Raw genomic sequence first — 12,304 nt, 5'->3', positions numbered from 1 at the left:
GGCCCGGGAGCGACATGACTATTTGGGACTATGTATCAACTACCCGGAGGAATCTGTCCGGTTACCGCGGAAATCCCTAGGCTCGTTCTCAGCAGAAACAAGTTCACCTCTCGGTCACGGGGACCCGGAGGATCTCGGGAAAGGGTCTCTGCGCATGTGGAACGACAACTGGTCTCAGAACGCGGCTTGCCTCGGCAAGTCCGATGATCTCTTCGTGAAGGGCGCGGAGCAGAACCGCGCCAAGCTCGTCTGCAACGGCTGCGGCGTCCGCGCCGAGTGCCTCGCCGAGGCGCTCGACAACCGGATCGAGTGGGGCGTCTGGGGTGGCATGACCGAGCGTGAGCGCCGCGCCCTGCTGCGTCGCAAGCCCCACGTCCGCAAGTGGCGCGAGCTGCTCGTTCCCGCCAGCTGACCTGACCTCAGGCGCCCTGCGGGGCGCCGAGGTGATCACCGATCACCCTCAGGCCACCGAGGTCGTGGACGTCCGTGTCCAGTGCCGGCACGGGCACCACCTCCACGTTGCGGTGTGCCGCACTGAACCGCTCGCGCAGGCGGTTCTCGCGCTCCGCCAGCCGCATCCGCTCGGCATGGACGTCGAGCAGCTCCGCGGTCCGGCGCTCCGCGGCCCGCCCGTCCGCCAGGCGGGGCGAGGCCGACTCGGCGTCGGCCGCCGTGACGCCGGCCGCCGACTCGTCGTGGACGCGATTCACCACGAGGCCCGCCAGCGGCATGTCGTCGGCCGCCAGCCGCTCCACGAAGTAGGCCGCCTCGCGCATCGCCGCCGCCTCGGGCGCCGCGATCACCAGGAACGCCGTGCCGTCGGCCTGCAGCAGCGAGAACGTCGCCTCGGCCCGCTGGCGGAACCCGCCGAAGAGCGTGTCGAACGCGGCGATGAACGTCTGCATGTCGGTGAGGACCTGCGCGCCCAGCACCTTGTTGAGCGCGCCCGTCACGATGCCCAGGCCCGCCGACAGCAGCTTGGCCGGGCCGCGCGCCGGCGCCAGCATGAGCCGGATGAACCGGCCGTCGAGCAGCGACGAGAGCCGCTCGGGAGCATCGAGGAAGTCCAGCGCCGACCGTGACGGCGGCGTGTCCACGACGATGAGGTCCCACCGGTCCTCGGCGTGCAGCTGGCCCAGCTTCTCCATCGCCATGTACTCCTGCGTTCCCGCGAACGAGCTCGACAGCGCGACGTAGAAGGGGTTGGCGAGGATCTCGGCGGCCTTCTCGGGCGAGGCGTGCGCCTCGACGACCTCGTCGAAGGTCGTCTTCATGTCGAGCATCATCGCGTCGAGCGAGCCGCCGAGCTCGGTGTCGATGCCCTTGACCGGACGCGGGGTGTTGTCGAGCTCGAGCAGGCCGAGCGACTGGGCCAGGCGTCGCGCCGGGTCGATCGTCAGCACGCACACCGTGCGACCCTGCTCGGCCGCGCGCAGGGCGAGCGCCGCGGCGGTGGTGGTCTTGCCGACGCCTCCGGAGCCGCAGCACACGACGATGCGGGTGGTCGGGTCGGCGATCAGGCCGTCGACGTCGATCCGCGCCGGCTGCTCGGTGGCGGAGAGCCGGCGCTCGGTGCGGGGACGGCGCTCGCGCGGGGTGGTGGTCACGCGGGCGGTCATCGGGCGTCCTCCACGAGCGGCGCGAGCTCGGCGGCGAGGTCCTGCAGCGCGCCCAGGTCGATCCCGCCCGTCAGCAGCGGGAGCGTGACGTGCGGCCGACCGCACTCCTCGATGATCGTGCGCTGCTCGTTCTGCAGCTGCTGGCGCTCGATGTGCCCGAACCCGTCGGCGACCAGCGTGGCGGCGGCGTCGCGCGGCAGCCCGGCCTTCTCCAGTACCGGCGCGACGGCCTTCGCGTCGAGGCGACCCGCCTCGAGCGCCTCGACGGTGTCGTCGGACAGCAGGGACGGCCGCACGAGGTTCACCACGACGTGCCCCACCGGCAGCCCCTCGCGGCTGAGCTCGTCGATGCCGTCGAGGGTCTCCTGCACGGGCATCTCCTCCAGCACGGTGACCAGGTGCACCGCTGTCTGCGGGCTGCGCATCATGCTCATGATCGACTCGGACTGCGTCTTGATCGGGCCGACCTTCGCCAGACCCGCCACGTCGTCGTTGACGCCCAGGAACCGCGCGATCCGGCCCGTGGGCGGTGCGTCCACCACGACCGCGTCGTAGACGAACCGCGAGGACTTGTCGCCCGTGCGGCGGCGGGCGGCCTCGTAGACCTTGCCGGTGAGCAGCACGTCGCGGACGCCCGGCGCGATCGTCGTGGCGAAGTCGATGACGCCGAACTTGTCGAGGGCCCGGCCGGCCCGACCGAGGCGGTAGTACATCTGCAGGTACTCCAGCAGCGCGGCCTCGGGATCGATCGCGAGCGCGTGCACGTGGCCCCCGGCGTCGCTCGTGGCGATCCTGCGCTCCTCGTACGGCAGCGGCGGGACGTCGAAGAGCTGGGCGATGCCCTGGCGGCCCTCGACCTCGCACAGCAGGACCTTCAGTCCCTTGCCGGCGAGCGCCAGTGCGAGCGCGGCCGCCACCGTGGTCTTGCCGGTGCCGCCCTTGCCCGTCACGACGTGCAGTGGAGTCGAGTTGGCCACGCGTCGAGACTACCGAGGGTCGGGCCGGAACGTCGGGCGAGAACCGCACCCGCCCGCGCGGGGATACAGTCGGGGCCATGACCAAGTGGGAATACCTGACGGCCCCCGTGCTCGTCCACGCGACCAAGCAGATCCTCGACAACTTCGGGCGCGACGGCTGGGAGCTGGTCCAGATCGTGCCCGGCATGAACCCCGAGAACCTCGTCGCCTACTTCAAGCGCCCGGTGGCCTGACATGGGCGCCGTCGTCGACCGCTTGGCCTCGATGGGGCTCACGGTCCCCGAGGTCGCGGCGCCCGTCGCGTCCTACGTCCCGGCCCTGCGCAGCGGCTCGCACGTGTTCACGTCCGGCCAGCTGCCGTTCGTCGACGGCGTCCTGCCCGGCACCGGCAAGGTCGGCGCCGAGGTCACGCCCGAGGACGCGCAGGAGTACGCGCGGCTGTGCGCGCTCAACGTCATCGCCGCGATCAGCTCGGTGGTCGACCTCGACTCGGTCGTCCGTGTCGTGAAGCTGACCGTGTTCGTCGCGAGCGACCCGTCGTTCACGGGCCAGCCCGCCGTGGCCAACGGCGCGAGCGACCTCATGGCCGCCGCGTTCGGCGCCGCCGGATCGCACGCCCGCAGCGCCGTCGGCGTCGCCGTGCTGCCCCTCGACACGCCCGTCGAGATCGACGCGGTCGTCGAGGTCCGCTGACGTGCTGGTCCCGGTCCCGGCCCGGATGCAGGAGCGGCTGAAGGACTTCGACCCCGAGACGGCCGTCACCCCGAAGGACGCGGCCACGATCGCCGTCGTCCGCGACGGCGAGGACGGCATCGAGGCGTTCCTCATGCGCCGTCACTCCGCCATGGCGTTCGCCGCGGGCATGTACGTGTTCCCCGGCGGCGGCGTGCAGGACGACGACGGCGAGCCGATGACCTGGGTGGGCCCCGCCCCCGAGGTCTGGGCCGAGCGCTTCCACTGCGAACCCGACCGCGCGGCCCGGCTCGTCGTGGCTGCCGTGCGCGAGACGTTCGAGGAGACCGGCGTGCTGCTGGCCGGGCCCGACGAGCACTCCGTCGTCGGCGACACCACCGACCTGGCGTGGGCGCGCGAGGACCTCGAGGCGAAGAAGATGTCGTTCGCGCGCTTCCTGGCCGACCAGGGCCTGGTGCTGCGTGCCGACCTGCTCGGTGCGTGGGCGCACTGGATCACCCCGGCCCTCGAGCCGCGGCGCTACGACACGCGGTTCTTCGTCGCCGCGCTCCCCGAGGGCCAGCGCATCGGCACCGTGAGCACCGAGGCCGACAAGTCGCTGTGGGCGCCACTGTCGGAGGTGCTCGCACTCGTCGACACGAAGCAGGCCGCGATGATGCCGCCCACCGCGGTCACGTGTCGCGAGCTCTCGACCCTGGCGGCCACCGAGGTGCTGGACGCCGCGGCCGAGCGCCGCATCCGTGCCATCGAGCCGCACTTCGTCCGCAAGGACGGCGAGTGGTGGCTCGAGACCGAGCGTGAGGAGCACCTGTGAGCGAGCGCCAGCGAGCGAACCGAGGGGATGTCACGCCGGCTTCCCCGTACCGTCGACTCATCTCGGGGAGGTCGGCGTGAGTGACCAGCGGATCACCGACCGCGCGTCGTTCATCCTGGCGGACAACCCCGGGATCATGACGCTCGACGGCACCAACACCTGGATCCTGCGCGAGCCGGGCGCCGCGCGCTCGGTCGTGGTCGACCCCGGTCCCGACATCGCCGAGCACGTCGAGGCGGTCGCCGCGGCGGCGGGCGAGGTGGCGCTCGTGCTGTTCACGCACCACCACTGGGACCACACCGACGCGCTCGCGTCGTTCGTGAAGGCCACGGGCGCGCCCACGCGCGCGATCTCGCCGGACTACACCCGCGAGGCCGACCCGCTGGTCGACGGCGAGCGGATCGAGGTCGACGGCCTGCAGATCGACGTCGTGGCCGCGCCGGGGCACACGCGCGACTCGGTGGCGTTCCTGCTGCCTCAGGACCGGGCGCTGCTCAGCGGCGACATGGTGCTGGGCCGCGGCACCACCGTGGTGGCACACCCCGACGGCGCCCTCGGGCCCTACCTCGACTCGATCCGGAAGTTCCGGGCGATCGTCGAGGAGGGCCGCGCCACCACGATCCTGCCCGCCCACGGTCCGGTCGTGGAGGACCCGGCGGCCGTCCTGGACTACTACCTGGCCCACCGAGAGGAGCGGCTCGAGCAGGTGCGCGCCGCCGTCGAGCGCGGCGCCACCACGGCGCGCGAGGTCGTCGAGCTGGTCTACGCCGACGTCGACCCGGTCCTGTGGGACGCCGCCGAGCTCTCGGTCCGCGCCCAGCTGGAGTACCTCGAGACGACCTGACCCGCGGGCGGCGCGACGCGGGTCAGGCGATCTCGATGCGGTGGAGCAGCTCCTCCGCACCGGGGCCGGCCAGCTCGGCGGCCGCGTCCGCGCGCCCGGCCATCGCCAGGGTGAGCGTCAGCAGCTCGCCGGTGACGAGGGGACCCGAGCCCACGTCGAAGGGCGCGTCGTCCGCCTTGAGCGAAAGGCCGCGGACGAGCGTGCGGCTGTTGACCGCGAAGTCCTTCGTCGCGAAGAAGCGGGCGACCTCGAGAACCGCGGTCTGATCCGGCACGAGCTCGAGGCCGAGGGGCCGCACGATGTCCTGCGCGTGCACCACGACCTCGCCGAGCATGGCGACGTGGGCGCCGGCGGCGGCGGTGCGGCTGGCGACGAGTCCGCGGAAGGTCTCCAGCGTCTCGCCCGGCGTGGCGCCGCGATGACGGGCGATGAGGCGGTCGTTGTGCCGGTCCGGATCGAACCGCGAGCGGACGATGCTGACGATCCACTGCCGCGTGGTGGTGCTGGCGGCGGCGCTCAGGTGGGCGACGACGCCCTCGACGGACCAGCGGGGGCACGCCGAGGTCGCCTCCCACTGCTCGGGGGTCAGCCGGTCGAGGATCTCGACCAGCCGGCGGCGTTCCCCGTGGGTGAGCTCCTGGACCGCTGCGGCGTCCACCAACTCAGCGCGAGCGGCGCTTGAGGCGCTCGAGGTCGAGGATGATGACCGAGCGGGGCTCGAGGCGCAGCCAGCCGCGCGAGGCGAAGTCGGCGAGCGCCTTGTTCACGGTCTCGCGGGAGGCGCCGACGAGCTGCGCCAGCTCCTCCTGCGTGAGGTCGTGGTTGACGTGGATGCCGTCGTCGGCCTCGCGGCCGAAGCGGGCGGCGAGGTCGAGCAGCGCCTTGGAGACGCGGCCCGGGACGTCGGAGAAGACGAGGTCGCCGACGACCTCGTTGGTGCGGCGCAGGCGGCCCGCCAGCTGGTTCAGCAGGGCGTAGGCCACGTCGGGGTGCGACTGCAGGACCGGGTTGAGCGCGCCGTGGCCGAGGCTGCGCAGCTCGGTGTCGGTGACGGCCGTGGCCGTGGCCGAACGCGGGCCGGGATCGAAGAACGACAGCTCGCCGAACATCTGGCCCGGGCCCAGGATCGCGATGAGGTTCTCGCGGCCGTCGACCGAACGACGACCGAGCTTGATCTTGCCCTCGATGACGACGTAGAGCTGGTCGCCCTCGTCACCCTCGGCGAACAGGACCTCGCCACGGCGCAGCGTCACCGTGGACATGGAGGACTCGAGCGCGCCGGAGGCGTCGTCGTCGAGGCCGTTGAACAGAGGGGCTTGGCGCAGAACATCATCGGTCACAGCGCTAGTTTCCCACATGCAACCCAGATCACACCCACCTTGGGCCCGTGCGTGTGTGAAGAGTCCGGATACGGTGTTAACGTGCCAGCCGATTCGACGCCCCCGACGACACGTCCGGCGACGTCCCTCGTGCGGCGCGCACGCAAGATCAACCGGGTGCTCGCGCAGACGTACCCCGACGCCCGGTGCGAGCTCGACTTCGCCGATCCGTTCCAGCTGCTCGTCGCCACGGTGCTCTCCGCGCAGACCACGGACCGTCGCGTCAACGCGATCACGCCCACCCTCTTCGCCGCCTATCCCGACGCCGCGGCCCTGGCCGCCGCCGACCGCACGGCGGTCGAGGAGATCATCCGGCCCACCGGCTTCTTCCGCGCCAAGACCGACAGCGTGCTGCGCCTCTCGGCCGCCCTCGTCGAGGACTTCGGCGGCGAGGTGCCGGGCCGGCTGAAGGACCTCGTGAGCCTGCCCGGCGTCGGCCGCAAGACCGCCAACGTCGTCCTGGGCAACGCGTTCGACGTCCCCGGCATCACCGTCGACACCCACTTCGCCCGCCTCGTGAAGCGCTGGGAGTGGGTGGACGAGGCCACCGCGAAGGACCCCGTCAAGACCGAGCACGCCGTCGGCGCCCTGTTCCCGAAGAGCGACTGGACCATGCTGTGCCACCACGTGATCTGGCACGGCCGCCGTCGCTGCCACGCGCGCACGCCCGCGTGCGGCGCCTGCCCCGTGGCGCAGTGGTGCCCCTCGTACGGCCTCGGGCCCACCGACCCCGAGGTCGCCGAGGCCCTCGTCACCACGCAGGGGCCGGCATGAGCGAGCGCCAGCGAGCGGCGATGAGGTGGGGAATGCCGGCACTGCCAGACTGTGCCCTTCCGAAGGCGGTGCCGGCATGACCGACGTCGCCGCACTGCCCGAGTGGCTGCACCCGCTGGCCGAGATGCTGGACTCGGTCGAGGCCGAGCACCTCGCACCTCGCTTCCCGCACCCGCCGGCCGAGGCCCGCCCGGCGGCCGTGCTGATGCTCTTCTCCGACGGCGAGAACGGCCGCGAGCTGCTGCTCACCGAGCGCGCCGCCACCCTGCGCAGCCATGCGCGACAGATCTCGTTCCCCGGCGGCCGCCAGGACGCGACCGACCGCGACGCGGTCCACACCGCGCTGCGAGAGGCCGAGGAAGAGGTCGGGCTCGACCCCCGCGAGGTGATCGTGTTCGGCAGCCTGCCCACGCTGTGGCTGCCGCCGAGCAACCACGCCGTGACCCCGGTACTGGGCTACTGGACGAGCCCGCGCACCCTGCACGCGCACAGCCCCGACGAGGTCGAGCGCGTCCTGCCGACCCCGCTCGACCTGCTGCTCGACCCCGAGCGCCGCTTCAGCGTCGTGCACCCCTCGGGCTGGACCGGGCCCGCCTTCGACATCGGCACGAACGTCCCGCTGTGGGGCTTCACCGCCGGCATCATCGCCCGACTGTTCGAGCGCCTCGGGTGGGAGCGCCCGTGGGACGCCTCCCGGACCCGACCCATCCCGGAGTGAGCATGAACTGGCTCGACATCGTCCTGGTCGTGACGTTCATCGTCTACGCCTACGCGGGGTGGGTGCACGGCTTCGTCTCCAACGTGTTCTCCGGCGGCGGCCTGCTGCTGGGCTTCCTGCTCGGCATCGCGCTCGCGCCGAAGTTCTTCGCCCAGGGCGAGGGCGACCCACTCAAGGCCGTCATGTCGATCGTCTTCGTCTTCGTCATCGCGGGGATCGGCAACTTCCTGGGGACGTTGATCGGGCGGTCGCTGCGGATCGGTCGCGGGCCCGGGCGGGCGATCGACGCCGTGTTCGGTGCGGCGTTCGGCACCGTCGTCGTGATGGCGGCCTCGTGGGCGCTCGGCTACGCGGTGAGCGCGTCCACGCTGCCCTACGTCAGCTCGGCCGTGCGCGACTCCACCGTGCTGGCGCGGGTCGACACGCTCATGCCCGAGCGGGCCGGCGCGGCGCTGCGGTCGTTCACCGACACCCTCACCGGCGACGTGTTCCCGCGGTACCTGGACCCGTTCGAGACCGAGATCATCCCGCAGACGGATCCGCCGGACCAGGACACGCTCGCGCTGAAGTCGGTCCGCGACGCCCGCGGCAGCGTCGTGCGGGTCCTCGGCGAGGCCGAGTGCCGCCGCACGATCGAGGGCTCGGGCTTCGTCATCGCGCCCGAGCGGGTCATGACGAACGCGCACGTGATCGCCGGCGTCTCCCGTCCCACCGTCACGCTGGGCGACCGCCGCCTCGACGCCCGTCCCGTGTGGTTCGACGCCGAGCTCGACCTGGCCGTCGTCGACGTGCCGGGTCTCGACGGCGACCCGCTCCGCTTCGACACCGGGGCGCAGCAGGGCGATCCGGCGGCCGTCCTCGGCTTCCCCGAGAACGGTCCCTTCGACGCCCGCGCGGCGCGCGTGCGTGGCCGGCTCGACCTGCGCGGCCCCGACATCTACGGCCAGGGGCGCGTCTCGCGCGACGTCTTCTCGATCCGCTCGCTGGTGCGCTCGGGCAACTCCGGTGGCCCGCTGATCTCGGCCGACGGCGACGTCATCGGCGTCATCTTCGCGGCCTCGGTGTCCGACGCCGAGACCGGCTACGCGGTCACGGCCGCCGAGACCGTGCCGGTCGCCACCGCGGCCCTGCGCGCGAACCGCACCGTCTCCACGGGAGGCTGCGCCTGATGCGCGCGCTGGCCGCCGCGCTGCTGTGGTGCGTCGCCACCGTGGCCACCTTCGTCGCGATCGGCGCCGGCTGGAGCGCCACGCACCTGCAGAGCGAGGACGGGTTCGTCGACCTCACGTCCCGGGTGGGCGACGACCGCGAGGTGCAGGAGCGGGCGGCCGACCTCGCGGGCGAGGCGTTCGCCGACCAGACCGGCCTGCCCATCGCCCTGCACGACCGCATCGCAGCGGGCGTCAGCGACGCCATCGTGCGCCTCACCGAGTCGCCCGACTGGAGCGAGGCGTGGCGCGAGACGACGCGCAGCGCTCATCAGGAGCTCTTCGCCGAGCCGACCCCCACGTCCGTCCGCGCCGACGTCTCGCCGCTGGTGCGCCTCGCCCTGGGCGAGGTCGACCTGCCGATCCCCCTGACCGGCCCGGAAGAGCTCGTGGTCACCCTCAGCGAGGAGGACCCGAGCGATCTCGTGGCCGCGGCCGAGCGCTCGCCCGGGCTCGCGGTGGTCGCCGCCGCCGTGGCGCTGGGCGCCGCGCTGCTCGCCCTCGTCGTGTCGCGGCGCCGCTCCATCACGCTCGCCGCCCTGGGCGTCGGCGTGGTGCTGGCGGCCGCCGCGTGGTGGGTCATCGGGCGGGAGGGCGTGCCGCGCGTCGTCGAGCAGCAGTCGACCGGGACGGCTTCCGGCCGCGAGCTCAACCACGTGCTGACGGCACGCATCGTGGAGTCGCTCGACACCACCCTGCTGTGGGTGGCGGTCGCCGGAGCGGTGATCGCCGCGGTGGGGCTGGTCAGCTCCGCGCGACGGTCTTGACGCGGGTGCCGGCGGGGCCGCCGGGCTTGAGCGCCGACGGGATCTGACGGGCGGTGCCGATCGACTTCTCGGGGGCGCGCACCTTCTTGAAGCGGCTCCAGGCGATCAGCACGAGCACCACGGCGAGCAGCAGGTAGAAGCCCGTCACGATCAGGAACGCCCACGCGGGGTGCAGACCGGTCATCGTCAGGAAGTACGCGATCGTGACCGACCCGAGGATGAGCACCAGCAGCAGCAGGAACGCGGCGACGGCCACGAGCGCGATGCCCAGGCCACCCGCCTTCACGCTGACGCGCAGCTCCGACTTCGCCAGCGCGATCTCGTGCTGGACGATCGAGGAGAGATCGCGGGTCACATCTGCGACGAGTCGTCCGATCGTGGGGTCGTCCGTGGGCTTCGTCATGGTGCGAGCGTACCCAAGTCGGGGCGCGGCAGCCCGTCGTGACCGCCGCACCCCCGACCCGGGGTCACTCCTGGTCGGCCGCGGGCTTCTTCAGGCCCGCCGTGATGAGGTCCATCACCGACGAGTCGGCCAGCGTGGTCGCGTCGCCGACCTCGCGGTTCTCGGCCACGTCGCGCAGCAGGCGACGCATGATCTTGCCGGAGCGCGTCTTGGGCAGCTCGGGCACGACCATGATCTGGCGCGGCTTGGCGATCGGGCCGATCTCCTTCGCGACGTGGTTGCGCAGCGCGACGATCGCCTCCTCGGTGCCGCCCGCCTCACCCGCCGACTCGCGCAGGATCACGAACGCCACGACCGCCTGGCCGGTGGTGTCGTCGGCGGCGCCGACCACGGCCGCCTCGGCGACGGTGGGGTGCGAGACCAGCGCGGACTCGATCTCGGTGGTGGACAGGCGGTGGCCCGAGACGTTCATGACGTCGTCCACGCGGCCGAGCAGCCAGATCGCGCCGTCGGAGTCCTTCTTGGCGCCGTCACCGGCGAAGTACATGTCCTTGAAGCGCGACCAGTACGTGTCCTTGAAGCGCTGGTCGTCGCCCCAGATCGTGCGCAGCATCGACGGCCACGGCTCGGTGAGGACCAGGTAGCCGCCCTCGCCGTTGCCCACCGGCTGGCCCTCGTCGTTCACGACCTCGGCGCTGATGCCCGGCAGCGGGCCCATGGCGGAGCCCGGCTTCGCGGTGGTGACGCCCGGCAGCGGGCTGAGCATGTGCGCGCCGGTCTCGGTCTGCCACCAGGTGTCGACGATCGGGGTGCGGTCGCCGCCGATGTTCGTGCGGTACCAGACGTAGGCCTCGGGGTTGATGGACTCGCCGACCGAACCGAGGATGCGCAGCGTGGACAGGTCGTACTGCGCGGGGATGTCGTCGCCCCACTTCATGAACGTGCGGATCGCGGTGGGCGCGGTGTAGAAGAGCGTGACCTTCTTGTCCTGGATGATCTCCCACCAGCGGCCCTTGTGCGGGCTGTCGGGCGTGCCCTCGTAGAGCACCTGCGTGGCGCCCTCGGCCGTGGGCCCGTAGACGATGTACGAGTGGCCGGTGACCCAGCCGACGTCGGCCGTGCACCAGAAGACGTCGGTGTCGCGCTTGTGGTCGAAGACGGCGTTGAACGTGTAGGCGCACTGCGTGAGGTAGCCACCGCTGGTGTGCAGGATGCCCTTGGGCTTGCCCGTGGTGCCGGACGTGTACATGACGTAGAGCGGGTGCTCGGCGTCGAACGCCTCGGGCGTGTGCTCGGGCGAGGCGCTGTCGACGACGTCGTGCCACCAGACGTCGCGGCCCTCGGTGACCTCGGTGTCCTGCTCCGTGCGGCGCACGACCAGCACGTGCTCCACGGGGCTCCGGTCGCCGAGCTTGACGAGGGCCTCGTCGACGGCGGGCTTGAGCGCCGACGGGTTGCCGCGGCGGTAGCCGCCGTCGGCGGTGATGACGAGCTTGGCCTCGCAATCCTCCACGCGGCTGGCGAGGGCGTCGGAGCTGAAGCCGCCGAAGACGACGGTGTGCGGGGCGCCCAGGCGCGCGCAGGCCAGCATCGCGATGACCGCCTCGGGGATCATCGGCAGGTAGATCGCGACGCGGTCGCCGGCCTCGATGCCGAGCTCGGTGATCGCGTTGGCGGCCTTGCTGACCTCGTCCTTGAGCTGGGAGTAGGTGATGTCGCGGGTGTCGCCGGGCTCGCCGACGAAGTGGAAGGCCACCTTGTCGCCGCGGCCCTCCTCCACGTGGCGGTCCACGCAGTTGTAGGCGACGTTGAGCCTGCCGCCGACGAACCACTTCGCGAACGGCGGGTTGGACCAGTCGAGCACCTCGGTGAAGGGGGTGTCCCAGGTCAGGCGCTCGGCCTGCTCCGCCCAGAAGCCGAGCCGGTCGGAGGCGGCGCGGTCGTAGGCCTCGGCGGTGACGTTGGCGTGCGCCGCCAGGTCGGACGGCGGCTCGAAGCTGCGGTCCTCGTTCGCGAGGTTGTCGATGCCGGTCTGAGTCACGGGTGGGCCTCCTGGCGGGTTCGGGGGTGTCGCAGGTCACAACTGGTGACGACTTTACGGTGCCCCA

General features: G+C 72.1%; 15 protein-coding genes. 9 read left to right on the top strand and 6 right to left on the bottom strand.

Annotation, left to right across the window (positions count from 1 at the left end):
• Nucleotides 1-154: 154 nt before the first annotated feature.
• The gene (locus BJ975_RS15485) at nucleotides 155-412 is read left to right on the top strand and encodes a WhiB family transcriptional regulator (protein WP_179427531.1); all 258 of its coding nucleotides are present in this window, start codon (nucleotides 155-157) and stop codon (nucleotides 410-412) included.
• A 7-nt stretch (nucleotides 413-419) separates the two neighbouring features.
• Here BJ975_RS15485 and BJ975_RS15480 read toward each other — a convergent pair whose 3' ends face one another.
• Nucleotides 420-1,619, bottom strand: a complete 1,200-nt coding sequence (locus BJ975_RS15480; RefSeq protein ID WP_179427529.1) for an ArsA family ATPase — start codon at nucleotides 1,617-1,619, stop codon at nucleotides 420-422.
• On the bottom strand, nucleotides 1,616-2,596 hold the full coding sequence (locus BJ975_RS15475) for an ArsA-related P-loop ATPase (protein WP_179427527.1): 981 nt from the start codon (nucleotides 2,594-2,596) through the stop codon (nucleotides 1,616-1,618). The genes BJ975_RS15480 and BJ975_RS15475 overlap by 4 nt, the downstream gene beginning before the upstream one ends.
• Before the next feature lie 77 nt (nucleotides 2,597-2,673).
• Between BJ975_RS15475 and BJ975_RS15470 the strand changes: the two genes are divergently transcribed.
• The 4 genes from BJ975_RS15470 to BJ975_RS15455 all read left to right on the top strand — a co-directional run bounded on the left by BJ975_RS15470 (nucleotide 2,674) and on the right by BJ975_RS15455 (nucleotide 4,947).
• Entirely contained in the window at nucleotides 2,674-2,829 is a 156-nt protein-coding gene (locus tag BJ975_RS15470; RefSeq protein ID WP_153302903.1) for a DUF4177 domain-containing protein, read from the top strand.
• A 1-nt stretch (nucleotide 2,830) separates the two neighbouring features.
• A complete protein-coding gene (locus BJ975_RS15465) occupies nucleotides 2,831-3,289 on the top strand; it encodes a RidA family protein (RefSeq protein ID WP_179427525.1) in 459 nt (152 codons plus the stop codon).
• Between the two features lies 1 nt (nucleotide 3,290).
• Nucleotides 3,291-4,103 (top strand): NUDIX hydrolase, encoded by an 813-nt coding sequence (locus BJ975_RS15460; RefSeq protein ID WP_179427523.1) that lies wholly within the window; start codon nucleotides 3,291-3,293, stop codon nucleotides 4,101-4,103.
• 76 nt (nucleotides 4,104-4,179) lie between these two features.
• Nucleotides 4,180-4,947 (top strand): MBL fold metallo-hydrolase, encoded by a 768-nt coding sequence (locus tag BJ975_RS15455; protein WP_269304313.1) that lies wholly within the window; start codon nucleotides 4,180-4,182, stop codon nucleotides 4,945-4,947.
• 22 nt (nucleotides 4,948-4,969) lie between these two features.
• Here BJ975_RS15455 and BJ975_RS15450 read toward each other — a convergent pair whose 3' ends face one another.
• Both BJ975_RS15450 and BJ975_RS15445 read right to left on the bottom strand, forming a co-directional pair.
• The gene (locus tag BJ975_RS15450; protein ID WP_218845973.1) at nucleotides 4,970-5,605 is read right to left on the bottom strand and encodes a maleylpyruvate isomerase family mycothiol-dependent enzyme; all 636 of its coding nucleotides are present in this window, start codon (nucleotides 5,603-5,605) and stop codon (nucleotides 4,970-4,972) included.
• A gap of 4 nt (nucleotides 5,606-5,609) precedes the next feature.
• Nucleotides 5,610-6,287 (bottom strand): Crp/Fnr family transcriptional regulator, encoded by a 678-nt coding sequence (locus BJ975_RS15445; RefSeq protein ID WP_269304316.1) that lies wholly within the window; start codon nucleotides 6,285-6,287, stop codon nucleotides 5,610-5,612.
• A gap of 81 nt (nucleotides 6,288-6,368) precedes the next feature.
• On the opposite strand from BJ975_RS15445, the gene nth reads away from it, so the two are divergent.
• From nth to BJ975_RS15425, 4 genes are all read left to right on the top strand, one after another.
• Nucleotides 6,369-7,100, top strand: coding sequence for an endonuclease III (gene nth / locus BJ975_RS15440; protein ID WP_179427517.1), 732 nt, complete (start codon nucleotides 6,369-6,371; stop codon nucleotides 7,098-7,100).
• A gap of 76 nt (nucleotides 7,101-7,176) precedes the next feature.
• Nucleotides 7,177-7,818 (top strand): NUDIX hydrolase, encoded by a 642-nt coding sequence (locus tag BJ975_RS15435; protein WP_179427515.1) that lies wholly within the window; start codon nucleotides 7,177-7,179, stop codon nucleotides 7,816-7,818.
• Nucleotides 7,819-7,820: 2 nt separating this feature from the next.
• Nucleotides 7,821-8,987: a MarP family serine protease gene (locus BJ975_RS15430; RefSeq protein WP_179427513.1), complete on the top strand. Its 1,167-nt coding sequence runs from the start codon at nucleotides 7,821-7,823 to the stop codon at nucleotides 8,985-8,987.
• Nucleotides 8,987-9,793 carry a hypothetical protein gene (locus BJ975_RS15425; protein ID WP_179427511.1) on the top strand — a complete coding sequence of 269 codons (807 nt, stop codon included), beginning with the start codon at nucleotides 8,987-8,989 and terminating at the stop codon, nucleotides 9,791-9,793. Before BJ975_RS15430 ends, BJ975_RS15425 begins: the two co-directional genes overlap by 1 nt.
• Here BJ975_RS15425 and BJ975_RS15420 read toward each other — a convergent pair.
• Together BJ975_RS15420 and acs are read right to left on the bottom strand one after the other, a co-directional pair.
• On the bottom strand, nucleotides 9,771-10,196 hold the full coding sequence (locus BJ975_RS15420; protein ID WP_179427509.1) for a phage holin family protein: 426 nt from the start codon (nucleotides 10,194-10,196) through the stop codon (nucleotides 9,771-9,773). The two genes, BJ975_RS15425 and BJ975_RS15420, sit on opposite strands and share 23 nt — an antisense overlap.
• A gap of 64 nt (nucleotides 10,197-10,260) precedes the next feature.
• Nucleotides 10,261-12,237, bottom strand: coding sequence for an acetate--CoA ligase (acs, locus tag BJ975_RS15415; RefSeq protein WP_179427507.1), 1,977 nt, complete (start codon nucleotides 12,235-12,237; stop codon nucleotides 10,261-10,263).
• Between the last annotated feature and the right edge of the window lie 67 nt (nucleotides 12,238-12,304).

Source organism: Aeromicrobium tamlense, assembly GCF_013408555.1.
In the GTDB taxonomy this organism is placed as follows: Bacteria; Actinomycetota; Actinomycetes; order Propionibacteriales; family Nocardioidaceae; genus Aeromicrobium; species Aeromicrobium tamlense.
The sequence above is the reverse complement of the archived record's forward strand: the minus strand, read 5'-3'. Positions and strand labels throughout refer to the sequence as shown.